The 22,875-nt window shown below is 62.9% G+C and carries 21 protein-coding genes; 16 read left to right on the top strand and 5 right to left on the bottom strand.

What is annotated here, in order from left to right:
• The first annotated feature begins 31 nt into the window (after window positions 1-31).
• The 5 genes from NKH23_RS05995 to NKH23_RS05975 all read left to right on the top strand — a co-directional run bounded on the left by NKH23_RS05995 (window position 32) and on the right by NKH23_RS05975 (window position 3,995).
• A complete protein-coding gene (locus NKH23_RS05995) occupies window positions 32-835 on the top strand; it encodes a helix-hairpin-helix domain-containing protein (protein ID WP_353025113.1) in 804 nt (267 codons plus the stop codon).
• Window positions 836-992: 157 nt separating this feature from the next.
• Window positions 993-2,144, top strand: coding sequence for an aminodeoxychorismate synthase component I (locus NKH23_RS05990; protein WP_352713510.1), 1,152 nt, complete (start codon window positions 993-995; stop codon window positions 2,142-2,144).
• Entirely contained in the window at window positions 2,093-2,755 is a 663-nt protein-coding gene (locus NKH23_RS05985; RefSeq protein ID WP_352713511.1) for an aminotransferase class IV family protein, read from the top strand. Before NKH23_RS05990 ends, NKH23_RS05985 begins: the two co-directional genes overlap by 52 nt.
• Window positions 2,756-2,772: 17 nt before the next feature.
• On the top strand, window positions 2,773-3,060 hold the full coding sequence (locus tag NKH23_RS05980) for a YciI family protein (protein ID WP_352912625.1): 288 nt from the start codon (window positions 2,773-2,775) through the stop codon (window positions 3,058-3,060).
• Window positions 3,057-3,995, top strand: a complete 939-nt coding sequence (locus NKH23_RS05975; protein WP_352912626.1) for a heme-dependent oxidative N-demethylase family protein — start codon at window positions 3,057-3,059, stop codon at window positions 3,993-3,995. Before NKH23_RS05980 ends, NKH23_RS05975 begins: the two co-directional genes overlap by 4 nt.
• A gap of 98 nt (window positions 3,996-4,093) precedes the next feature.
• Here the strand turns inward: NKH23_RS05975 and NKH23_RS05970 are convergent, their stop codons facing one another.
• Together NKH23_RS05970 and NKH23_RS05965 are read right to left on the bottom strand one after the other, a co-directional pair.
• Window positions 4,094-4,381, bottom strand: a complete 288-nt coding sequence (locus NKH23_RS05970) for a hypothetical protein (protein WP_352910765.1) — start codon at window positions 4,379-4,381, stop codon at window positions 4,094-4,096.
• Between the two features lie 169 nt (window positions 4,382-4,550).
• Complete coding sequence (locus NKH23_RS05965) at window positions 4,551-4,877, bottom strand: MoaF-related domain-containing protein (RefSeq protein WP_352713521.1); 327 nt, start codon at window positions 4,875-4,877, stop codon at window positions 4,551-4,553.
• A 194-nt stretch (window positions 4,878-5,071) separates the two neighbouring features.
• Between NKH23_RS05965 and NKH23_RS05960 the strand changes: the two genes are divergently transcribed.
• The 8 genes from NKH23_RS05960 (at window position 5,072) to NKH23_RS05925 (ending at window position 14,618) form a co-directional block, all read left to right on the top strand.
• On the top strand, window positions 5,072-6,121 hold the full coding sequence (locus NKH23_RS05960) for a LacI family DNA-binding transcriptional regulator (RefSeq protein WP_352910758.1): 1,050 nt from the start codon (window positions 5,072-5,074) through the stop codon (window positions 6,119-6,121).
• 158 nt (window positions 6,122-6,279) lie between these two features.
• Entirely contained in the window at window positions 6,280-7,518 is a 1,239-nt protein-coding gene (locus tag NKH23_RS05955; protein ID WP_352910756.1) for a hypothetical protein, read from the top strand.
• A gap of 122 nt (window positions 7,519-7,640) precedes the next feature.
• Window positions 7,641-9,086, top strand: coding sequence for a homospermidine synthase (locus tag NKH23_RS05950; protein ID WP_352465847.1), 1,446 nt, complete (start codon window positions 7,641-7,643; stop codon window positions 9,084-9,086).
• Window positions 9,087-9,171: 85 nt separating this feature from the next.
• Window positions 9,172-9,546 (top strand): outer membrane lipoprotein Omp10, encoded by a 375-nt coding sequence (gene omp10, locus NKH23_RS05945; protein ID WP_352665656.1) that lies wholly within the window; start codon window positions 9,172-9,174, stop codon window positions 9,544-9,546.
• A 189-nt stretch (window positions 9,547-9,735) separates the two neighbouring features.
• Window positions 9,736-11,847 carry a 5'-nucleotidase C-terminal domain-containing protein gene (locus NKH23_RS05940; RefSeq protein WP_352665512.1) on the top strand — a complete coding sequence of 704 codons (2,112 nt, stop codon included), beginning with the start codon at window positions 9,736-9,738 and terminating at the stop codon, window positions 11,845-11,847.
• Window positions 11,848-11,997: 150 nt separating this feature from the next.
• Window positions 11,998-13,062, top strand: coding sequence for a ferrochelatase (gene hemH, locus NKH23_RS05935; protein WP_352665513.1), 1,065 nt, complete (start codon window positions 11,998-12,000; stop codon window positions 13,060-13,062).
• Between the two features lie 130 nt (window positions 13,063-13,192).
• Window positions 13,193-14,143 (top strand): SPFH domain-containing protein, encoded by a 951-nt coding sequence (locus NKH23_RS05930; RefSeq protein WP_352713527.1) that lies wholly within the window; start codon window positions 13,193-13,195, stop codon window positions 14,141-14,143.
• A 10-nt stretch (window positions 14,144-14,153) separates the two neighbouring features.
• On the top strand, window positions 14,154-14,618 hold the full coding sequence (locus NKH23_RS05925) for an NfeD family protein (RefSeq protein ID WP_352454064.1): 465 nt from the start codon (window positions 14,154-14,156) through the stop codon (window positions 14,616-14,618).
• 7 nt (window positions 14,619-14,625) lie between these two features.
• Here NKH23_RS05925 and NKH23_RS05920 read toward each other — a convergent pair whose 3' ends face one another.
• Window positions 14,626-15,627 (bottom strand): KpsF/GutQ family sugar-phosphate isomerase, encoded by a 1,002-nt coding sequence (locus tag NKH23_RS05920; protein ID WP_292664673.1) that lies wholly within the window; start codon window positions 15,625-15,627, stop codon window positions 14,626-14,628.
• A 177-nt stretch (window positions 15,628-15,804) separates the two neighbouring features.
• Between NKH23_RS05920 and NKH23_RS05915 the strand changes: the two genes are divergently transcribed.
• On the top strand, window positions 15,805-17,544 hold the full coding sequence (locus NKH23_RS05915; RefSeq protein WP_502909097.1) for an outer membrane beta-barrel protein: 1,740 nt from the start codon (window positions 15,805-15,807) through the stop codon (window positions 17,542-17,544).
• A 131-nt stretch (window positions 17,545-17,675) separates the two neighbouring features.
• Here the strand turns inward: NKH23_RS05915 and galU are convergent, their stop codons facing one another.
• The gene (galU, locus tag NKH23_RS05910) at window positions 17,676-18,581 is read right to left on the bottom strand and encodes a UTP--glucose-1-phosphate uridylyltransferase GalU (protein WP_352713532.1); all 906 of its coding nucleotides are present in this window, start codon (window positions 18,579-18,581) and stop codon (window positions 17,676-17,678) included.
• Window positions 18,582-18,788: 207 nt separating this feature from the next.
• Here galU and NKH23_RS05905 point away from each other — a divergent pair, with 207 nt between their 5' ends.
• A complete protein-coding gene (locus NKH23_RS05905; RefSeq protein ID WP_352910752.1) occupies window positions 18,789-20,015 on the top strand; it encodes a lytic murein transglycosylase in 1,227 nt (408 codons plus the stop codon).
• 26 nt (window positions 20,016-20,041) lie between these two features.
• Complete coding sequence (locus NKH23_RS05900) at window positions 20,042-21,289, top strand: SGNH/GDSL hydrolase family protein (protein WP_352910750.1); 1,248 nt, start codon at window positions 20,042-20,044, stop codon at window positions 21,287-21,289.
• A 22-nt stretch (window positions 21,290-21,311) separates the two neighbouring features.
• On the opposite strand, the gene NKH23_RS05895 is transcribed toward NKH23_RS05900, so the two are convergent.
• Window positions 21,312-22,766 (bottom strand): glutamate synthase subunit beta, encoded by a 1,455-nt coding sequence (locus NKH23_RS05895; protein ID WP_353025100.1) that lies wholly within the window; start codon window positions 22,764-22,766, stop codon window positions 21,312-21,314.
• Window positions 22,767-22,875 lie beyond the last annotated feature (109 nt).

Below are 22,875 nucleotides of genomic sequence, written 5' to 3'. Positions count from 1 at the left end.
GCGGACGGATCGGACTGGAGAGAGAAAGACAATGGGCACTTTTTTCTACATGCTCCTGGCGTTCCTGGTAGGTGTGTTGGTTGGCTGGTTCATTTGGGGACGCCTGCGTGGCGAGCTCGACAGTTTGCGCGGCGATCTCGACCGCACGCGCAGCGAACGTGACAGATTGCGGGCCGATAGCGACCGTCTGACCGGTGAGTTGGATGCATGCGGCCGCGCCCGCGCCGACCTCGAGCGGCGGCTAGGCGAGGCGCCGGCCGCCAAGGCGCCAACCGCGGCAACAGCCAAGGCGCCAGCCGCCAAGACCGGCGCGACCAAAGCCGCGATGCAGGCGCCGTCAACCCTGATGTCGACATCCGCACCAGCCAAACCGGCGCCGAAAAAATCTGTAACGGCGAAGGCCGCGACTGCGCCACGCGCAAGTGCCGCGAAAACGGCAACGCCGAAACCGCCTGCATCGAAAGCAAGCGCCGCGCCCAGGGCCGCGCCAGCGGCAAGCAAGGCTGCGCCGGTGGCAAGCAAGGCCGCACCAGCGGCAAAGAAAGCCGCGACCGGCAACTCAACGACCGCAGCGGCGGGCAAAGCCAACGATCTGCGTCGCCTGATCGGCATCGGCCCGACCAACGAGCGGCTGCTCAAAGGGCTTGGGGTCACGACCTATGCCCAGATCGCCGCCTGGACGCCCGACGATGTCAAGCGGATCGAGGCGACATTGAATTTCGACGGCCGCATCGAACGTGAACGCTGGATCGAGCAGGCGAAACTGCTTGCCGCCGGTGACGAGAAGGAATTTGCGCGCCGCTTCCCGACCGCGGGAGAAGCCAGCAATACCTGATCCATGGCAAGACGGCATCTGGAACAAGGCGGCGCCCTCTGGCGCCGCTTTTGTTTTTGCCCCCCGCGCCTTTGCGTCTTGAGACGCCGTTCCCTCGATTGCGCACGGTCGAGCCCCCATATAGATCGATCGCTGGTGACCGCAGCATCCGAGCCTTATGTCCCTGCCCCTGCCCTTTGCAATCTTCCGGAACGACGAGACCGCGCGTCAGCTCGTTTTCGACCGGCCGGCCGAGATAATCGCAGCGCATTGCGAGGCGGACTTTTTGCCGGCCCTGGAAGCAGTGCAGGCCGCACATGACGGCGGCAAATGGCTGGCCGGCTATTTCTCCTACGAGGCCGGTTACCTGCTCGAACCCAAGCTCGTTCCGCTGCTGCCGGCCGGCCGCCGCGCCCCGCTTTTCTGCGTCGGCGTGTTCAACGCGCCGGTCGAAGAGACGGTCGCGCCAGGCGATCTGCCGGCTAGCAACGGCCCGATTTTTGACGCCAAGGCAGCCTGGTCTTCGGACGACTACGCCAAACGCTTTGCCAGGCTGCATGACCACATCCGCAAGGGCGACTGCTACCAGGGCAATCTGACCTTTCCTGTCCACGCGCAATGGTCGGGCGATCCACTGGTCGCCTTCAACGCGCTAACCGAACGCCAGCCGGTAAAGTACGGGGCGCTGGTCGCGCTCGGCGATCCGATCGTCTTGTCGCGTTCGCCGGAACTGTTCTTCGAGGTCGACGCGGAAGGCATGATCGAGACACATCCGATGAAAGGCACCGCGCCGCGCGGCGCCACCAAGGCGGAGGACGATCGCCTGAAAGCGTTCTTGCGCAACGACGAGAAGAACCAGGCCGAGAACCGGATGATTGTCGATCTCCTGCGCAACGACATTTCACTAATCAGCGAGGTTGGCACGCTCGATGTGCCGGAGCTTTTCCGCATCGAGAGCTACCCGACCGTCCACCAGATGGTGAGCCGCGTACGGGCGAAACTCTTGTCCGGCCTCACCATCCGCCAGATTTTCGCCGCGCTGTTCCCCTGCGGCTCGATCACCGGCGCGCCGAAGATCCGCGCCATGGAGATCCTGCGCGAGCTGGAAGGTGGCCCGCGCGATGTCTATTGCGGCGCCATAGGCTGGATCGCGCCCGGCGGCCGGATGCGCTTTTCGGTGGCGATCCGCACCATCTCGCTCTTTGCCAATGGCGAGGCGGTCTACAACGTCGGCGGTGGCGTCGTCTTCGATTCGACGACCGAAGAGGAGTACCAGGAGTGTCTGCTGAAAGCCCGTTTCGCGACGGGAACACTACCGATTTCGAACTGATCGAAACAATGCGCTGGGAGCCCGGCTCGGGTTTCCTCCGCTTCGACCGCCATCTCGCGCGGCTTTACGGCTCGGCAAGCGAACTCGGTTTCGCCTGCGATCCGCAAAGGGTCGGCGAAGCGCTGATGAATGCGGTTGGCCACCAACAGATCGCGATGCGCACCCGCCTCGTCCTGTCGCGCAAGGGCGAAGTCGCGGTTTCGGTGCAGCCCTACGAGCCGCTCGCCGCAGACAAGGTCTGGACACTGCAGCTGGCGCGGGTGCGGCTTGATTCGAGCGACATGCTGCTGCGTCACAAGACCAGCCGCCGACAAACCTATACGCGCGCCCGCGCCGAATATCTTGCCAGCTGCGCCGACGAGGTGCTGCTCGCCAATGAGCGCGGCGAAATCTGCGAGGGCACGATCACCAATGTCTTTGCCGATTTCGGCGACGGCGTGCTGGCCACGCCGCGGCTCGATTGCGGCCTGCTGCCTGGCGTCCTGCGCGGTGAACTGCTGGATCAAGGCCGCGCCGGCGAAGCGGTCTACACGTGGAACGAACTGAAATCGGCCAAGGCGCTGTTCGTCGGCAACTCGCTGCGCGGATTGATCCCGGCGCGGCTGGGCTGAAGCATCGGGAGACAACAATGTTCGTGGTTTCGCTGAACTACAAGGTGCCGCTGGCCGAGATCGACCGCCTGCAGCAAGCGCACATCGAGTGGCTGAAGGCCTGTTATGCGGAAGGCATTTTTGTCGCCTCCGGGCCGAAGCGGCCGAGGACCGGCGGCATCATCATCGCGCACGGTCCACGCGAGGTGCTCGATGCCAGGCTGGCGGACGATCCCTTCGCCAAGGCAGGCGCCGCCGATTACGAAATCACCGAATTCACGGCGAGAATGGCCGCTGCCGCACTGGAAGTCTACAAAGAAGCATGAGTTTCCGCCCACCGACCCACACACCCTATGACGGCTCGTCGAAACTGTTCACCATCGGGCTGAAGCCGCTCAATCTCGATAGATGGATCGAGGTCGACGAATATCTGCTGCCCTATCTTGCCGAGAAACGCCGGCTTTACGCGGAAATTCCCGACAAGGTTTTTGTCGAGGAGCAAGCCACGCGCGACGCTCAGCGCGAAGTGCTCGATCTGCTCGGCGCGCATCTGGCGGCGAACTTTCCTGAGACCCACAGGCGTACCGACAACGCGATCGAGGTGATCGGCGGCACCGACAATCTCGAAGGCCCAGGAACCGCAGCTTCTTTCAGCGATGCGCCGCTTGTCGCGGCCTCGTTACTCGTCCAGGAGGATTTGATCCTGATGCGCCGCGACGAGAGCGGCTGGCGTCTGGCGGCCGGCTCGCTCTGCTTCCCCTCGTCATGGTCGCTGATCGAAAAATTCGGCAAGCCGCTGCAGCAGATCCACGCGCCGGTACCGGGTTTCGGTCCGGGCACACGCCCGGCCGATCTCATCAACCGCATGTTCGACGGCCTCCAGGGCCAAGCCGTCGAACGCTATAACTGGTCGATCCAGGCGGGCGACGCGCTCTACCATCCGCTCTCGAACCTCGAACGCATCGACCGCGCCAGCAGTCGCCCGTCGAGATTCCCGGACGGCGACATCGACGCCCACGCCTTTATCCGCGTCGAGCGGCAGACGCTGAGAAAGCTCCCCGTTTCGGGCGACGTACTCTTCACCATCCGTATCCATCTCGACCCGCTCGCCGTGCTGGAGCGCCACCGCGACCGCGCGTCACTCGCAGTGTCCTTGGCCGAACAACTTCTGGCGCTGGACGAGGCACAGCTCGACTACAAGGGGATGACCGCCGACCGTGACCGCCTGGTCGCGTGGCTCAGGGCGCTGGCGCTGTCCTAGAGCAGTTCATCGTTTCACGGAAACGCCGAACCGCTCTACCTCTTTGTTCTTGCGCAATTCCGGACGGAAAACCGTTTCACACCTTTCCTGGAATTGCCCTAAATCGCAGCCAGGCCCAGCAGCAGGATCGCGGACATCGCGGTAAAGACGGTGACGTTGACGTCCCACCGCCAGCCCGCCGGTCCAAACGGCGGCCGGAATGGTGGATAGCCGTTCTCGTCGTAAAGCACTCCGCCATAGATCGGCCGCGAGAGCATGGCCACGAAGAACGCTCCATACATGGCCGCGGCCAGTCCCCCCGCGAGATAGAGCCGCTCGGCCTCGAGTTGCCCCTTGATCCAGATAAGCCCGAGCGCAATCAGCGCCACTCCGGTGTAGCTCAGCACCTACCAGACGACGTGAAACCGGGCGTGGGGGGTCCACAACGGATTGGTCGCGTGGGTGGCGTTCAAGTCGGCTTTGATCGTCACCACACCCTAGCCCACGGTCGCGACGCTCAGCAGAATTCGGGCAAGCAGATGACCGTCGTAAGCGAGTTCCATCGCATTTCCTCCCTCACGCCGGAACGGCTTGAATGGCGCCCTGGGCACAGAAGAGCTGCCCATCGGCCAGCCGCGCATAATTATGGACGATCCCGTTCTCGTGATCCTGCAACTGCACAATGAAGTTGCCGCTCTGCTCCGTCCAGCTCGCGAGCACGAGATTCGGGCGCACGCTGGTCAGGCCGACGTTGACCACCTCGTCGATTTCGGTGGTCCCGATCGACGCCTGGATATGCAATTCCTGCGGCGAGAGAAATGTCAGCCGCGGTACGAAGGGGCCGAAAACGCAGTCGAAAGTCTTGCCTACGAGCGAGGCTGGAAAAGCATCGGTTGCTGCCATCATCCTCTCCTTGGGCATGGCCGCTGCGACCACGCCATTTGACGATTCTCGGTATCGCAGTCGCAGAAATATTCCGAATAGGTGCCCTTGGAGCGCTCCAAGGAATACGATCCCTCTATTTCGGTTTTGAGTCAATAAAATTCTTGGAGCGCTCCAAAAAATGGTCTATCTCAGGGAAAACGAGTGAATCGCCAATGCCCACCCTAGCCGATGTCGGCAAGGCTGCCGGAGTTTCCCGGGGGACTGTCTCCAACGTCTTCAACCGGCCGGAGCTGGTTAGGCCTGAATTGCGCGAGCGCGTCGAAGCGGCCGCGCGAGCGCTCGGGTTTGGCGGCCCCGATCCGAAAGGACGATTGCTGCGGGACGGCAAGTTCAATGCCATCGGGTTCATGCCGCCTGGCGCCTACGCCATCTCCGAAGTGATGAGAAGCCCTTACGGCCGCGAGCTGGTGCTCGGCGTTTCGCTCGCCTGCGACGAGGCTGGAACGACGCTCAGCCTTGTAAACGGCACCGTCAATACGCGCTTCGCCAGCATCCGCGATGCCCTGGTTGACGGCTTTATCCTTGGTCACAGCGCCGACATTGGTCTCATAACTTCGGTACAGAGACGGCGTCTGCCCTTCGTCATTCTCGAAAGCGACGCAGGTCCCGGCATCAATTCGATAAAGATCGACGGCAGGAGTGGAGCGGTTGCTGCTGTCCGGCATTTGACCGGGCTGGGGCACCGGCATTTTGCCATCCTTTCGGTGCGCCGGACTCCCGGCCCGCCGATTGTCCACATGCCCGGACAGGCAACCCGCCCGCTTCTGGCCGGCTTCCCGCTCGACGATGAAAGGCTCGACGGTTTCAAACAGGGTTTGGCGGAGGCGAATTTGTCGATCGACGATGTCCCGATCATCGAGACGATCCCAGGCGAGCCATCTGCCGGAGCAGTAGTGTTCGACAGAGCACCTGAAGCAACCGCGATCCTGACAATGTCGGATTGGCAGGCGATCACGATATTGGACGAGGCGGTTCGCCGCGGCATAGACGTGCCGGGCCACGTATCGGTCGTCGGCTTCGATGGCACCGCCGAATCCGCACGCACCACGCCTCCGATGACCACTGTCGCACAGGACGTGATCGGAAAAGGCAGGCTTGCCGCCCGAATGGTTCTTGACAATGAAGCCCCCCGCCAGGTCGTTCTGCCGGTAGAACTGGTGGTTCGAGCCTCCACAGCCGCGCCGAGGGCAAAAATCCGCTGAAACGGGCGGGCGCGCCATCCGCACCAGGGGCGGCGCTCGCAGCGTCTTTTCTCTGAGCAGCGTCTGGCACTGGACGAGGCACAACTTGACTATAAGGGCCTGACAGCCGACCGTGACTGCCGGCGGAAGACAACTGTAACTTGTGGCTTGGGGGAACAATGATCCAGCATCTTGGCAGGCCGGTCACGTTCATGGCCGCGATCCTGGGACTGTTGACAGCAGCCGAGGCGGAGCCGGTGACGTATGCCGGCAAGCTTGGAAAGAGCGATATCGTCGTCGAATTCGCCGGCGACCCCGCGGCCGCCGGCGGCCCGCTGGCCGGCCGTTATTTCTACCGCTCGAAGGGCGTCGACATCCCGCTGCAGGCCCGGTCTCAAAAGGGCAGCAAGTTCGAACTGGCCGAGGAGGAGGCATGCGGCGCCGACAATTGCGATAACGGAAAGGCCGCGCCGATTGCCGCCGTCTGGCGCCTGGCCTCATCGAGTAACGGCAAAACCCTTGAAGGCAGCTGGAACGGAAAGAAGGCGCTGCCGCTCAGATTGGAACGGGTCGCAAGTCGGCAGGTGACCGAGAACGAGCCCAGCAGCCCGCTCGATCTCTACGATTTCAGCTTCATGAAGTTCTTCGGCAATGACACGCCGCTCACCATGGAAACGTCCCCTTATGACTATCTGCGGATGGACACTCGGCTCGATAACGGCAAGACGACTGGTTGGCCGGACGCAACCTACCGCTATGTCGTCGACCCCCGCACCAAATTTGCCACGCCGCGCATTGTCGAACTGTTCGGCGACGTTCCAATCGAGGCCGCGAATGCTCTGCTGCAAGACAGGCACTGGCGCGCAAACATCGGCGCACTGGGCTGCGTGGCGGCGCAATATGCCGGCTTCAACGAAGGCGGGTCGATTGAGGGTGCGGACGGCGGCACACTCGGCGGCTATGAGGACAGCACATTCGAATTGACCTCGCTGACGCCGCGGCTGATGAGCTGGCGGGAGTCCGGCAGCATCTTCTGCGGCGGAGCGCATCCGACCAACTATTCGGACGCCTACATCATGGATGTGCGCCGCGGCGTCCTGCTCGGGCTTCAGGACATTTTCTTGGATACGGTGGATGGCAAGCCCGGTCCTTCCCTCGCCTCCTTGGTCAAGCAACGGCGCAAGAAACCGACCGATCAGACCGATATCGATCACGAAGCCGAATGCGGCATGGACGATCTCATCGGCGAATATCTGGCGGTCAGCCTTTGGCGTCAGGGTGACAAGCAGGTTCTGGTTTTCGGGCTCCAGACCCTGCCGCATGCCATCCAGGCCTGCGCCGACGATCTGCTGGAACTGCCGGTCGCCGAGGCACGTGACCTCTTCAAGCCTGAATTCGCAAGACTGGTCGAGCCGTAGCCGGGATGGCGCGGCGTGAGGCCGGCCGTCCGCTTTTCGCTTTATTGTGACAATGATCTATGGTTTGTCGCGCCGCGGCCAAGCCGCTGTTCCGAAGCGTTTTTTGAGGGAGTAATCGATAAATGGCGAATGAAAACTGGCCCGTTTACGGTGAGATCACCGGCCCTGTCGTGATGATCGGCTTCGGCTCGATCGGACGGGGAACGCTGCCGCTGATCGAGCGCCATTTCAAATTCGACAAGTCGCGCATGACGGTCATCGACCCGCGCGACACCGACCGCAAATTGCTCGACGAGCGCGGCATCACCTTCATGCAGGATGCGGTGACCAAAAAGAACTACAAGAAGCTGCTGACACCGCTTTTGACCAATGGCGGCGGCCAGGGCTTTTGCGTCAACCTGTCGGTCGACACTTCCTCGCTCGAGCTGATGAAGCTCTGCCGCAAGCTTGGCGTCCTCTACGTCGACACGGTGGTCGAGCCCTGGCTCGGCTTCTATTTCGACGAAAAGGCCGACAATGCCTCACGCACCAACTATGCGCTGCGCGAGACGGTGCGTACTGAAATCGCAAAGAACCCGGGCGGCACCACGGCGATCTCGTGCTGCGGCGCCAATCCCGGCATGGTCTCGTGGTTCGTCAAGCAGGCACTGGTCAACCTCGCCACAGATCTTGGCCTCGACTTCTCGGAACCCGCGCAGCACGATCGCGAAGGTTGGGCCAGGCTGATGAAGAAGGCCGGCGTCAAGGGCATCCATATCGCCGAGCGCGACACCCAGCGCACCAAGAAACCCAAGCCGATGAACGTGTTCTGGAACACCTGGTCGGTCGAAGGCTTCATTTCGGAAGGCCTGCAGCCGGCCGAGCTCGGTTGGGGCACGCATGAGACGTGGATGCCGAAGAACGCCAAAAAGCACAAGAACGGCTCGAAGGCCGCAATCTTTCTGGAGCAGCCCGGCGCCAACACGCGCGTGCGCACATGGTGCCCGACGTCCGGTCCGCAATACGGCTTCCTGGTGACGCATAATGAGGCGATTTCGATTGCCGATTTCTTCACTTTGCACAGCAAGAAGGGCAAGGTGCAGTACCGGCCGACCTGCCATTACGCCTATCATCCCTGCAACGACGCCGTGCTGTCACTACACGAGATGTTCGGTGCCGCCGGCGAGGCTCAGCCCGTGCATCACGTGCTCGACGAAAACGAACTGGTCGATGGCATCGACGAACTCGGCGTGCTGCTCTACGGCCACGCCAAGAACGCCTACTGGTATGGCTCGCAGCTGTCGCTGGCCGAGGCGCGCAAGCTGGCGCCCTACCAGAACGCCACCGGCATGCAGGTCACGTCGGCGGTGCTGGCCGGCATGGTCTGGGCGCTGGAAAATCCCGAGGCCGGCATCGTCGAAGCCGACGAGATGGATTACAAGCGCTGCCTCGACGTGCAGAACCCATATCTCGGGCCGGTCAGGAGCTATTATACGGACTGGACACCGCTCGACAATCGGCCTGGTCTGTTTTCCGAGGACCTCGACACCAAAGACCCGTGGCAATTCCGCAACATCCTCGTTCGATAGCAGCGTTGCCTCGACACTCCGCCAGCTTGCAATCGCCCGGAAATCGGGCGATTGAAGAGGGCGGACCGAGGAGAGGAATTTGATGATGACGATTGTGCAAAGGTTGCTTTCGGCTGGCGTTGCCGCAGCCGCTGCCGTCACGTTGGCGGCCTGCACCACCACCGGCCCAGGCGAGCCGCCGGTGATCACGGCCAAAGGGGTCGAAGGCTCCTGGATCGACGCGCAGGGCACGGGCTTGTCCACCTTCAGGGGCGGCAGCTTCGCGACCGTCGCCACCGATACCGGCCAGAAGCTTGCCGATGGCAGCTACACCATGACCGGCGGCACCTCAGTCGAGATCCATGGCACTTCGCTGATCCGCCAGACGCCGATCAGCTTCAACTGCTTGATGGTCTCCACCAGCCAGCTCAATTGCACCAGCGCGAGCGGGCAGAATTTTGTGCTGACCAGGCGCACCTGAAATTCGATTCCGACTTGACTTTGCAAAGGGCGGCGGCTTCAAGCCGCCGTCTTCTTGCGCCGGCAAAGCTGATGCCGATTTCCGCTTGCATCGACTGAAACGCGATGTGAACATGGCCCGAGAGGGCTGTTACATCCCAGTCAAACAAGAGCGTTAAACGCGTCTGGTCCAGTTATCCGGGAGACGAGAATGAAGAAGATCGCTGCCATCGCCGCGCTGTCGGCATCGGCGCTTGGCCTGTCGGCAGGGGTATCCTTTGCCGACTACACGCTGAACATCCTGCACATCAACGACTGGCACAGCCGCATCGAGAGCAACAACAAGTATGAATCGACCTGCTCGGCCGAGGAGGAGACCAAGGGCGAATGCGTCGGCGGCGCCGGCCGCCTGGTCACCGCGATCGCCCAGGAGCGCAAGAAGCTGCAAGGCCAGAACGTGCTGCTGCTCAGCGCCGGCGACAATTTCCAGGGCTCGCTCTTCTACACGACCTACAAGGGTAAGACCGAAGGCGAATTCCTCAACCAGATGAAATTCGATGCCGAGGTGGTCGGCAACCATGAGTTCGACGATGGCGAGTCGGCGCTGGCGCCGTTTCTCGACATGATCCAGTTTCCGGTGCTCGGCGCCAACGTGAAGGCCAATGCGCAATCCAAGCTCGGCGACCGCGTCAAGCCGTCGATCGTGGTCGAGGTCGGCGGCCAGAAGATCGGCATCGTCGGCGCGGTCACCAACGACACGCCGGAGCTTGCCTCCCCTGGCCCGAACATCGCCATTGAAGACGACGTCAAGTCGATCACCGCTGAGGTCGAGAAACTGAAGGGAGAGGGCGTCAACAAAATCATCGCGGTCACCCATATCGGCTACAAGCGCGAGCGCGACGTGATCGCCAAGATCCCGGGCGTCGACGTGGTGGTCGGCGGCCACAGCCATTCGCTGCTTTCCAACACCGACCCCAAGGCGGAAGGCCCTTATCCGACGATGGTCGACAATCCGGACGGCTACAAAGTGCCGGTCGTGCAGGCGGCGTCCTATTCGAAATATCTCGGCGAGTTCAAGGTCGTGTTCGACGACAACGGCGTCGTCAAGGAGGCCAGCGGCGATCCTATCCATCTCGACAAATCGATCATTCCCGACCCCGCCGTGCTTGCCCGTATCAAGGAACTCGGCGCGCCGATCGAGGCTTTGAAGAACAAGGAAGTCGCCGAGACCACCAAGGCGATCGACGGCAGCCGCGAAAACTGCCGCGCCCGCGAATGCGAGATGGGCAATCTGGTCTCCGACGCCGTCCTCGACCGGGTCAAGGGCCAGGGTGTAGAGATCGTCATCTCGAATGGTGGCGGCTTGCGCGCCTCGATCGACCAGGGCACCGTCACCATGGGCGAGGTTCTCACCGTCCTGCCGTTTCAGAACACGCTGGCGACCTTCCAGATCTCCGGTAAGGATCTGGTTGCCGGCCTCGAAAGCGGCCTCAGCCAGGTCGAGGACGGCGCCGGGCGCTTCCCGCAGGTTGCCGGCCTGAAATATGCGTTCGACAAATCGGCGCCGCCTAACGGACGCGTCAAATCGGTCGAGGTGATGGAAGGCGGCGCCTGGACGCCGATCAAACCGGAGAAGGACTACCTGGTCGCCACCAACAACTATGTCCGCCAGGGCGGCGACGGCTACAAGGTGTTCGCCGAGAAGGCCAAGAACGCCTATGATTACGGCCCGGGGCTGGAACAGGTCGTTGCCGATTACCTCGGCGCGCACCGGCCCTATACGCCGAAGCTCGATGGCCGCATCACCGAGATCGCCGCGACCGGAGCCCCGACCGCAGAACCTGCCAACCCGGCCGAACCGCCAAAACCTGCTGAGGCAGCGCCGATAAAGCCTGCTGAGCCGGCAATGCCCGAAATGCCGGCCGGCTCCGGCGACATTTCCAAAACGCCGCCGGCCGTCCCGGCGGAAACCGCGCCGGCAACACCCGCACCCGCCGAGCCGGCCCAGCCGGCGGCACCTGCGGCTCCGGCCACACCGGCTCCGGCGACCCCTGCTCCGGCCGAACCGGCCAAGCCCGCCGAGACAGCGCCTGCCCCGAGTCAGCCAGCCCCAAGTGAGCCGGCAAAACCTGCCGAGCCGGCTGCGACGGCACCAGCCGAAAGCAGCCATGTAATCGTCGCCGGCGATACCTATTGGGATCTCGCGGTGAAGGCCTATGGCGACGGCACCAAATGGAAAATGATCTACGATGCCAACAAAGCCTACGAGCCACGCCGGCTGCCGGTCGGCGCAACCTTGACTATCCCGGCGGCCTCGAAGTAATCCGGCCGCATGAACGCAATGCACCCGCCCGGCAAACCGGGCGGGTGCTGCATTTCTGGGATAAGGTGCGGCCAGACGCTGCATTTGAAAACCGGCGCGGCATCGCTACTTTCGCCGCGGCACCGTTGGTTCGCGGTGTTGGAGAACCTCATGACGCGTGCCAGCCCTGCTGAAATCAAAGCCGAGAGGACCACCGCCTCGCCGTCGGCAGGGCGCCCTCTGGTCAGGACCGGCAAGGTCGGTGTCATGCTGATCAATCTCGGCACCCCGGACGGCACCGGCTTCAAGCCGATGTGGCGCTACCTCCGGGAGTTCCTGTCCGATCCGCGCGTCATCGAGCTCAACAAGGCGATCTGGTATCCGATCCTCTATGGCGTGGTCCTCACCACCCGGCCGAAGAAATCGGGCGCCAACTATGCCAGGATATGGAACCGGGAGCGCAACGAGTCGCCGCTGCGAACCTACACCCGTGCCCAGGCCGAGAAGCTCGGGCTTGCGCTCGGCGATTTACCCAACGTCGTCGTCGACTGGGCGATGCGCTACGGCAACCCTTCGACCGAGAGCGTGGCCAACAGACTGGTCGAGCAAGGCTGCGACCGCGTCCTGTCTTTCCCGCTCTATCCGCAATATTCGGCGACGACGACTGCGACTGCCAACGACCAACTGTTTCGCGCGCTGATGAAGATGCGCCGCGCCCCGGCCATTCGCAGCGTGCCGCCCTATTACAACGAGCCGGCCTATATCGAGGCGCTCGCCCGTTCGATCGAAAAGCATCTGGCGAGCCTCGACTTCGAACCGGAAATTGTCATCGCTTCCTATCACGGCATTCCGAAACCCTATTCCGACAAGGGCGACCCCTACCAAGCCCATTGCCTCGAGACGACGCGGCTGCTGCGCGAAAAGCTCGGCTGGGATGAAAAGAAGCTGATCACAACCTTTCAGTCGCGCTTCGGCGCGCAGGAATGGCTGCAGCCCTACACCGACAAGACGGTCGAAAGACTAGGGCGCGAAGGCGTGAAATCGATCGCCATCGTCAATCCGGGATTTTCCGTCGACTGCATCGAGACGCTGGACGAAATCGGCAGGGAAGCGGCCGAGACCTTCCACCATGCCGGCGGTGAAAAGTTCGCACACATCCCTTGCCTCAACGACAGTGCCGAGGGCATGGCGGTGATCGAGGCGATGGTGCGGCGCGAGTTGTCCGGCTGGGCCTGAACAGATCACCCGTCCATGCACCTGCAATCCGTGATCACCTGATTGTAACGTTGCTGAAACACACTTAAGTGTTTGGTCAAGTCGGCCGCGTGGAATGTCCAACATGGCCGGCTTTTGAGGGGAGAGCCAAATGGGTTTCAGTGGTTTTGATATCGCGCTTCTTGTTCTTGTCGCCCTTGTCGTCCTGGTGCTTTTCAAGGGCATCCGGACAATTCCGCAAGGCTATAATTATACCGTCGAACGCTTTGGCCGTTACACCAGGACATTGAACCCAGGCCTAAATCTGATCGTGCCTTTCGTCGACCGTGTCGGCGCCAAGATGAACATGATGGAGCAGGTTCTCGACGTTCCGACGCAGGAGATCATCACCCGCGACAATGCCACCGTTGCCGTCGATGGTATCGCCTTCTATCAGGTGCTCAACGCGGCGCAGGCCGCCTACCAGGTCTCCGGCCTGCAGAATGCGATTCTCAATCTCACGATGACCAACATCCGCACCGTGATGGGCTCGATGGACCTCGACGAACTTTTGTCGAACCGCGACGCCATCAACGAGCGCCTGCTGCGGGTCGTTGACGAGGCGGCGCATCCCTGGGGCATCAAGATTACTCGTGTCGAGATCAAGGACATCAACCCACCGGCCAATCTCGTCGAATCGATGGGCCGCCAGATGATGGCCGAGCGCAATAAGCGCGCCCAGATCCTCGCCGCCGAAGGCCTCAAGCAATCGCAGATTCTGGAGGCCGAGGGCCGCAAGGAAGCCGCCTTCCGCGACGCCGAGGCGCGCGAGCGCTCGGCCGAGGCTGAAGCACGCGCCACGCAGGTGGTGTCGGAGGCGATCTCCAAGGGCGACGTGCAGGCGCTCAACTACTTCGTCGCGCTGAAATACACCGAAGCGCTGACCAAGATCGGCTCGGCGACAAACAGCAAGCTCGTTCTGATGCCGATAGAGGCCTCATCGCTGATCGGCACGCTCGGCGGCATTGGCGAAATCGCCAAGGAGGTTTTCCGGAGCGAAGGCACCGCCGGCGCCGCACGACAGGCCGCCCGCCCGCCGGTGGTTCGCCCGAGCGAAACCTGAGGCCGCCGCCATGCTCGACCGCATTGTTTCCGAACTCGGCCCGTGGAGCTGGATGGTCCTCGGCTTCGTCCTGCTGGTTATGGAGGTTATCGCGCCGGGTATTTTCATGCTGTGGATCGGCATTGCCGCGCTGTTGATCGGCGTCGTCTCACTTCTCATCTGGGATGCCGGTTTCTGGACCTGGCAGGTCCAGGTCCTCGCCTTCCTCGCGCTGTCGCTGGTCTCGGCCTATGTCGGCAAGCGGCTGGTGGGCGGGCGCCATGATGAAACCGACCAGCCGCTGCTCAACCGTCGCGGCGCACAGATGGTCGGCCGGACGGCGACCCTTGCCGAGCCGATCAAGGACGGGCGCGGCCGCATCAAGCTGGGCGACACGTTGTGGCGCGTCTCCGGCCCTGACCTGCCGGCCGGCACGCAGGTGCGCGTGACGGGCGCCGCTGATACCGACCTGGAACTGACGGTCGAGGCGGTCTAGAAGCCCGCTAGGCAGCACCGATGCGCAGCAGGTCGTGCAGATGGACGAGCCCGATCGGCCGCCTGCCTTCGACCACCATTAGGCTGGTGATGGCCGAGTCGTTGATCGTCTGCAGCGCCGTCGCAACAAGCGTGTCGGGCGCGGCCATTTTTGGCTCTCTGGTCATCACCTGATCGACGCTCATCGCCAGGAGATCGCTGCCGATATGGCGCCTGATGTCACCGTCGGTGATGATGCCGATCAGCTTGCCGTCCGCGCCAGTCACCGCCACGCAGCCAAACCCCTTGCGCGACAATTCCAGGATCGCTTCGCGCATGCCGGTACCTGACGACACCAGCGGCAGCCTGTCGCCGACATGCATGATCTCGCGGATCTGCGTCAGGTTGGCTCCGAGCTGGCCGCCGGGATGGAACGTGCGGAAATGGTCCGGGGTGAAGCCGCGTGCCTCGAGCAGCGCGATGGCCAGCGCATCGCCCATCACCATTTGCAGCAGCGTCGAGGTCGTCGGCGCAAGGCCGTGCGGACAGGCTTCCGGGGCTCGCGGCAGCAGAAGCACCACGTCCGCTGCGCGCGCCAGAGCCGATTTTTCGCCCGCAGTGACCGCGACCAGCGGGATCGAGAAGCGCCTCGAATAGGCGATGATGCCTTTGAGCTCGAGGCTTTCCCCCGACCACGACAGGGCGACGATAGCGTCGTTCCTGGCGATCATGCCGAGGTCGCCGTGATTGGCTTCGGCAGGGTGGACGAAGAAGGCCGGCGTGCCGGTCGAGGCGAGCGTCGCGGCGATCTTCGAGCCGATATGGCCGCTTTTGCCGACCCCGGTGACGATGACGCGGCCATCGATCTGCGACACCATGTCGACGGCCCGTGCGAACGGCTCGGCCAGCCCGTTTTCGAGAGCGTCTGCCAGTGCCGCGACGCCGGCCTGCTCCGTCGCCACCGTTCTCAGCGCCGAGGCAATCGCGGCCTGCCCGTCGTGCCGCTTCCTGTCTGGGGATTTCACGTCCATGGACGATGCGATTAGCGCTTCGGCGCGCGCCTGTCCAACGGAATTGCCGCCCCGAACACCTTGACGGCCCATCCCTCAACGCTCCGTTAACCATCCCCATTTACGGTTTCGTAAGTATGGCGCGCGTGCGCCGCGCAAGCAGTGGTGCCGATGTCCGGGTTTCAGCCTCAAAGCAAAATGGGACGAAAGGGCAAGGCGATCTGCGCTTTGCTGCTGGCAACCAGTGTCCTTGCGTTGTCGCGGCCGGCGCTGCTTTGCGCCCAGGAAACCGAGCTGCGCGGCGAGGTTTCGGAATCGACAATCCTGGACGACCAGCAGTACAAGATCAGGCAATCGAGCATGGCTGGAACCCAGGCCGCGCAGGCTGCTGCAACCGCCAACGACAATACGCCGCTGCCTACCTATCGTCCGGCCAGTCCGGGGGCCTTGCCTGACGACGGCACGGGCGAAGCGGCCACAACCGGCGGCACTTTCGATCCGCCAGAGGCCAGCGGCGACCCATTTCCCGACAACCCTGCTCCGCCGCCGCGACGGCGGCCAAGCGCAACGCAACGCGCCACCAATGCGGCCAACGCCGAAGACGAGACCGCGGACAGTACGAAGAGCAAGGGAACCGCGACTGCAGGCGCGGCGACGACCGATGACACCGATACAGCTGCCATAGACGAGCAGGATACGGTCAACCGCCGTGCCGTCACCGTCGATTCCGCCGAGAGGCTCAAGCTCGACCCCGGCGCCGAGCGCACCGAAGCCATCGAAGGCCAGAACAAAAAGAACGAGGACGATCCGTTCGCCGCCACAGGCATCGAGCTCGGCTCCTTCGTGATCCGGCCGACGCTCGAGCAAGGCCTGACGTCTTCGACAAACGCCGATTCGAGCAGCCTCGGCAAGCCGGCATTGCTGTCGGAAACGACGCTACGCTTCAACGCCGTCTCCGATTGGCGGGAGAATTCGGCGACGGTTGAGGGCTATGGCATCTTCCGCGAAACCTTGTCCGGCTATGACATTCACGAGGCGCAAGGCCGCGTCGACGGCACGCTCAACATCGATCTCGACAATGATCTGCGCGCCATCGCCAAGCTGGGCTATGAGGCCGTGCCCGAATCAGCCTCGTCGCCGGACGCCATCGTCGGTGCCGTTGGGCAGCCAGTGCGCCAGACCGTGAACGGCAGTCTCGCCGTCGAGAAGGATGCCGGCAAGATGCGCTTCGCGCTGACCGGCGCGGTCGAGCACGACATCTTTGGCGACGCCAAGCTTTCGTCGGGCGGATCGCTGTCGCAGAAGGGCCGCGACTCGACGCTCTACACGGCCATTTTGCGCACCGGTTACGAGATCTCGCCTGCCATCACCCCGTTCACCGAAATCGAGATCGGCCGGCGCGCTTATGATTTGCGAGTCGATCCAAACGGTTTCCAGCGCTCCTCGACCAGGCTTGGCGCGCGGGCCGGCGTCGAGCTCGATCTCCGCGAAAAGCTTAGCGGCGAGTTCTCGGTCGGCTGGCTGCGCGAAGCCATCGACGACGACGCCCTGCCGGCGATTTCGGGCGCGACGGTCAATGCCGATCTCAAATGGTCGCCGGAACGCGGCACCACGATCGGGCTCACCGCACAGACGACCGCCGAGAACACGACGAACGCGGGCGAAAGCGGCGACATGCTCTATTCCGGCAGCCTCACGGGCGAGCGGCAAATCCGCGCCAACCTGACCGGAAATGCCGCACTCGGCCTTGAATGGCGCGACTATACCGGCTCCGACGATCATGATTTGACGCTGAGCGCCGAGGCTGGGCTGACGTGGTGGCTGAACCGCTACACCGGGCTCACCACCCGCGCCAGGACTGAAAAACTGACCAGCAACCTGGTTGGGCGCGACTACACGGCCAACAGTATCTTCGTCGGCTTGAAGTTGCAGCGCTAAACGCATGTCGCGCAAAAGTGTGCAGCGGTTTTGCGATAACGACATTCATAAAACAAGAACCTAATGCGCGTCGCATGAGGTCGGTCGAACGCGGCGCGCTTTAGCCGGTCTGCGGCAGCCGGTGTTGAAAACTACAAGGCTACGCCGCGGCGTTCTGACGGCGCGAGTTCGTCCAGAAGCGTGCGAATGACACCGGCCATGCTGGCATTCATGTCGCTGCGCCACAGTGCGAAGGCAACGTTGGCCTCGACGAAGCCTTCGGGCGAGCCGCAGTCGAACGTCCGCCCGCGGTAGTGGTAGCCGTAGAAGGGCTGTTGCTTCTGCAGCTTCAGCATTGCATCGGTGAGCTGGATCTCGTTGCCGGCGCCTTTTTCCTGACCTTCGAGTATCTTGAATATCTCCGGCTGCAGGATGTAGCGCCCGTTGATGTAGAGGTTCGACTGCGCCGTGCCGGTCTTCGGCTTTTCCACCATGCCGGTGATGCGGAAACCGTGATGCGCGTCCTCGCCGCGGCCGACAATGCCGTATTTGTGCGCCTCGGCCGGATCGCATTCCTGCACGGCGACGATGTTGTTGCCGGTCTCGGCGTAAAGCTCGACCATGTCCTTCATGCAGCTTTTTTCCGACTGCATGATCATGTCGGGTAACAGCAGCGCAAAGGGCTCGTCGCCGACAAGCTCGCGCGCGCACCAGACGGCGTGACCAAGGCCGAGCGGTACCTGCTGGCGGGTGAAGCTGGTCTGCCCCGGCGCCGGCTGCAGCCGCTGCAGGCGGGCGAGCTGGTCGTCCTTGCCGCGCTGCGCAAGCGTGTCGTAGAGCTCGAACTGGACATCGAAGTGATCCTCGATGACCGCCTTGTTGCGGCCGGTCACGAAGATGAAATGCTCGATCCCCGCATCGCGGGCCTCATCGACCACATACTGGATGACCGGCCTGTCGACGACCGTCAGCATTTCCTTGGGAATGGCCTTGGTAGCGGGGAGAAAGCGCGTGCCGAGACCGGCAACCGGGAACACTGCCTTGCGAACTCTCTTCATGTGCCAATTATCCATTTGCATGCCTGTTCGGCAATCCCGATTCGAGACATTTTCATGCCGAAATCGAGGATTACTGAACGGCGGGTCAGAAATCTCAGTTGGTAAAGCATTGACGCATCTTTTCACCCCGGACGGCACCTATGGTAAACCAAATGCTAACCGGGTTCGGCGATGAATAGTCTTCCTGAGATGAAGAAGGAGGAAAAGATGTCCGTTCGCAACGCCGCAAGGCGCTTCACCAGCGTCCTGACGGCCGCCAGCCTCTCGCTTGCCTTGCTCATGCCCAGCGGGCCGGCTTTTGCCGATGCCGGCTTCCGCCAATGGGTCGCCAGCTTCCGTGCTACCGCCGTGGCGAGCGGCGTTTCCGGCTCCGTCTACGACCAGGCATTCAAGGGCATCAACGACGCTGACCCGGTGGTGCTGGAAAAGGCCCGTACTCAACCCGAATTCACCGCGCCCGCCTGGGATTATTTCGACAACCGCGTCCATGACCAGTCGGTCGCCGTCGGCCAGCAGATGGCAAGGAAATGGAAGCCTTGGCTGGACAGGATCGAGGCAAGATACGGCGTCGACCGCTACATCCTGCTGGCCATCTGGTCGATGGAATCGAACTACGGCGAAACGCTCAAGCGCGATGATATCATGCGCAGTGTCGTGCGCTCGCTGGCGACGCTTGGTTATGCAGACCCGAAGCGCGCGAAATTTGCCCGCACCCAGTTGATCGCCGCGCTGAAGATCCTGCAGACCGGCGACATCGACGAAAGCCATCTCAGCGGCTCATGGGCCGGCGCGATGGGCCATACCCAGTTCATCCCCACCAGCTACCTGTCCTATGCGGTCGATATGGACGGCAACGGCAAGCGCGACATCTGGAATTCGATTCCCGACGCACTGGCGACAGCCGCCAATTTGCTGCGGAAGAACGGCTGGCAGGCAGGCAAGACTTGGGGTTATGAGGTCAGCATTCCGGACGGCAAGAAGCTGCCTGGGGGCTCGAAATCGCTGTCGCAATGGCAGGCGCTGGGCGTCACCCGTGCCAACGGCAAGCCGTTCAAGAACGGTGCGGACAAGGCGACGTTGAAGCTGCCCGGCGGCCGCGGCGGGCCAGCCTTCCTGATGATCAAGAATTTCTCGGTCATCAAGCGTTACAACAATGCCGACAAATATGCGCTCGCCGTGGGCCTTCTTGCCGACGAAATCGCCGGCTATGGCGGGCTTGTGCAGGACTGGAAGCGCCCGTTTACCAGGCTCTCCTTCGAGGAAAGGCAGGAGCTTCAGAAGCGACTTTCCGAGCACGGCTATTACGACGGCAAGTTCGACGGCAAGATCGGTGACGGATCGAAAACCGCCATCATGGCCTTCCAGGCAAAGGCCGGCTTGACCCAGGACGGGTATCCGAGCAAGGAAGTGCTCAAATGGCTCAGGCAGAACTAGAGCCGGTTACGGGATGGAGAGGGTGATTGGTTTCGGCTGCGCGCATCCGGTTAATCGTTCGTCGCGTGCCGATCCTCGTTCTGGCGATCGCCGTTCTGGCAGTCGGCGCCGCCAGTGCCTTTCATACCTCGGCCATGGCGCAGGAGCCGGAAAGTCGTGGCTGGTCGCTGCGCGACCTGTTGTTTCCGCGCAGAAGCGAGCGGTTTGAGCAGCCGCCGCCCGAATTCCAGAGAGAATTCCAGAGAACAAAGCCCAGACCCAAGCTGAGGAAGCCCCGGTCCGGTCGCCGGCCGCCGCCGGCCGAACCGACAACCCCGGTGGCCGAGAAGGCGCCGGATGCACGCGTCGTTCTGGTGGTCGGCGATTTCATGGCGTCTGGGCTGGCTGAGGGGCTCGACGCCGCCTTTGCCGAGAACACCGGCGTCAGGATCGTCGTCCGTGCCAACGGATCGTCCGGCTTCGTGCGTGACGATGTCTACAACTGGCCAGAACAGGTCAAGTCGCTGATCGCTGCCGAAAAACCGGCAGCCGTCGTCGTCATGCTCGGATCCAACGACCGACAGCAGATGCGCGTCGGCGATGTGCGCGAGCAGCCGCGATCCGAAAACTGGACCAAGGAATACGAGCGCCGGACCGATGCGTTCGGCAAGGCCATCGCCGCAACCAAGGTGCCGTATCTGTGGGTCGGCATGCCGGCCATCCGGGTCTCGAAGATGACCTCCGACATGCTGGCCTTCAACGACATATTCCGCTCGTCCGCCGAAAGCCACGGCGGCGAATTCGTCGACGTCTGGGACGGGTTCGTCGACGAGAACGGCGCCTTCATCACCAGCGGTCCGGACATCAACGGCCAATCGGTGCGCCTGCGCTCCGACGACGGCATCAACATGTCGAAGGCCGGCAAGCGCAAGCTCGCCTTCTATACCGAAAAGCCGCTGATGAAGATCCTTGGGCTGGCCGCGCCGGGAAGCGTGATGACAGCTTCTGCCCCGGCCGGCGCTCCCGTCGAGGCGCCGGCACCTGCTGCCGCACCGATAGCGGTCGATCGCACCGTGCCGATGCTGCTCAGCGATCCGGCGCTGGACGGCGGTTCGGAACTTCTCGGCGCCGCCCCGCCGGCAAAAGCTGACAAGAATTTGCCGGGCGAAAGGCTGATCGTCGAGGGCAAGGCGCCCGACGCCTCACCGGGCCGTGCCGACGATTTCTCCTGGCCGCCGAAGACACAGCCTGCGACGGCGGCCGCATCCGACACGACGACGGCGATCCGGCAGTAAGCAGAACCTCTTCGGAACGGACTCAACGCGGCAGCACGCTCGATCCCATCAGCGCCTCGTCGATGGCGCGCGCCGCCTGGCGGCCCTCGCGGATCGCCCAGACGACCAGCGACTGGCCGCGCCGCACGTCGCCCGCCGCATAGAGCCTTTCGACGCTGGTCCTGTAATCCCGATCATTGGCCTCGACATTCTTCGAACGGCGGCTGTCGGTGACGATCGTCATCTGCCCGTCGAGCTCCGACACCGGCCCTCGAGCGGCTGGCCCGGCAAAGCCGATGGCGATGAACGCGAGATCGGCGCGGATAACGAATTCGGTGCCGGCGATCGGCTTGCGCTTTTCGTCGACCTCGCAGCATTTGACCCCGGTCAGCTGGCCGTCTTCGCCGATGAATTCGAGCGTCGCCACCTGGAATTCGCGCTCGGCGCCTTCGGCCTGCGAGGACGAGGTGCGCATCTTGGTCGCCCAGTAGGGCCAGACCGACAGCTTGTCTTCCTTTTCCGGCGGCTGCGGCCGGATGTCGAGCTGGGTGACGCGCACCGCGCCCTGGCGGAAGGCAGTGCCGACGCAGTCGGAGGCAGTGTCGCCGCCGCCGACGACGACGACATGCTGGCCGCCGGCGACGATTGGGCGGGACGGCCATGCGACCGACTGGATCGGCTCGCCGCCTATGCGCTTGTTCTGCTGCACCAAATAGGGCATGGCGTCGTGCACGCCGTCGAGATCATCGCCCGGGATGTTGGCCGGACGCGGTGTTTCGGAACCGCCGCAATAGAGGACCGCGTCATATTCGGCGAGCAGTTCGGCGACCGGCTTGTCGACGCCGACATTGACGCCACAATGGAAGCTGACACCTTCGCCCTGCATCTGCTCGATGCGCCGGTCGATATAATGCTTCTCGATCTTGAAATCGGGGATGCCGTAGCGCATCAGCCCGCCCGGCCGGCTCTCGCGCTCATAGACGTGAACGTCATGGCCGGCACGACCGAGTTGCTGGGCAGCGGCCATTCCCGCCGGCCCCGAGCCGATGACCGCGACGCGCTTGCCGGTCTTCCGTTCCGGCGGATAGGGCCGGATATGGCCGGTTTCATAGGCCTTGTCGGCAATCGCCTGCTCGATCGTCTTGATGGCGACCGGAATGTCCTCGAGATTCAGCGTGCAGGCTTCCTCGCAAGGTGCCGGACAGATGCGGCCGGTGAATTCCGGAAAATTGTTCGTCGAATGCAGGTTGCGGATCGCGTTGTCCCAGTCGCCATTGTAGACGAGGTCGTTCCAGTCCGGGATCTGATTGTGGATCGGGCAGCCGGTCGGTCCATGGCAATACGGAATGCCGCAATCCATACAGCGCGCGGCCTGCTTCTCGACCTCCTTGTCCGACATCGGCAGCGTGAACTCGCGGAAATGCCGGATGCGGTCGGAAGCCGGCTGGTACTTGTGCACCTGCCGGTCGATCTCGAGAAACCCTGTTACCTTGCCCATAGTCCAGTCCCTGCTGTCTGGAAGGCACGCCTGGCGACGCACCCGTTAACCTCATAAGGCAGCCGTGGCAACCTTCAGTCCGAGGTCAGGATTGTTGATGAAGATGGTT

This window comes from Mesorhizobium sp. M1328 (assembly GCF_040318075.1).
GTDB lineage: Bacteria > Pseudomonadota > Alphaproteobacteria > Rhizobiales > Rhizobiaceae > Mesorhizobium.
Note: the sequence above shows the minus strand (reverse complement) of the source record. Positions and strands in the feature narration are given on the sequence as shown.

Coding starts and splice junctions, on each gene's coding strand:
- NKH23_RS05995 (WP_353025113.1), top strand. CDS start 32: ATGGGCACTTTTTTCTACATGCTCCTGGCGTTCCTGGTAGGTGTGTTG.
- NKH23_RS05990 (WP_352713510.1), top strand. CDS start 993: ATGTCCCTGCCCCTGCCCTTTGCAATCTTCCGGAACGACGAGACCGCG.
- NKH23_RS05980 (WP_352912625.1), top strand. CDS start 2,773: ATGTTCGTGGTTTCGCTGAACTACAAGGTGCCGCTGGCCGAGATCGAC.
- NKH23_RS05975 (WP_352912626.1), top strand. CDS start 3,057: ATGAGTTTCCGCCCACCGACCCACACACCCTATGACGGCTCGTCGAAA.
- NKH23_RS05965 (WP_352713521.1), bottom strand. CDS start 4,877: ATGGCAGCAACCGATGCTTTTCCAGCCTCGCTCGTAGGCAAGACTTTC.
- NKH23_RS05960 (WP_352910758.1), top strand. CDS start 5,072: ATGCCCACCCTAGCCGATGTCGGCAAGGCTGCCGGAGTTTCCCGGGGG.
- NKH23_RS05955 (WP_352910756.1), top strand. CDS start 6,280: ATGATCCAGCATCTTGGCAGGCCGGTCACGTTCATGGCCGCGATCCTG.
- NKH23_RS05950 (WP_352465847.1), top strand. CDS start 7,641: ATGGCGAATGAAAACTGGCCCGTTTACGGTGAGATCACCGGCCCTGTC.
- omp10 (WP_352665656.1), top strand. CDS start 9,172: ATGACGATTGTGCAAAGGTTGCTTTCGGCTGGCGTTGCCGCAGCCGCT.
- NKH23_RS05940 (WP_352665512.1), top strand. CDS start 9,736: ATGAAGAAGATCGCTGCCATCGCCGCGCTGTCGGCATCGGCGCTTGGC.
- hemH (WP_352665513.1), top strand. CDS start 11,998: ATGACGCGTGCCAGCCCTGCTGAAATCAAAGCCGAGAGGACCACCGCC.
- NKH23_RS05930 (WP_352713527.1), top strand. CDS start 13,193: ATGGGTTTCAGTGGTTTTGATATCGCGCTTCTTGTTCTTGTCGCCCTT.
- NKH23_RS05925 (WP_352454064.1), top strand. CDS start 14,154: ATGCTCGACCGCATTGTTTCCGAACTCGGCCCGTGGAGCTGGATGGTC.
- NKH23_RS05920 (WP_292664673.1), bottom strand. CDS start 15,627: ATGGACGTGAAATCCCCAGACAGGAAGCGGCACGACGGGCAGGCCGCG.
- NKH23_RS05915 (WP_502909097.1), top strand. CDS start 15,805: ATGGGACGAAAGGGCAAGGCGATCTGCGCTTTGCTGCTGGCAACCAGT.
- galU (WP_352713532.1), bottom strand. CDS start 18,581: ATGAAGAGAGTTCGCAAGGCAGTGTTCCCGGTTGCCGGTCTCGGCACG.
- NKH23_RS05905 (WP_352910752.1), top strand. CDS start 18,789: ATGTCCGTTCGCAACGCCGCAAGGCGCTTCACCAGCGTCCTGACGGCC.
- NKH23_RS05895 (WP_353025100.1), bottom strand. CDS start 22,766: ATGGGCAAGGTAACAGGGTTTCTCGAGATCGACCGGCAGGTGCACAAG.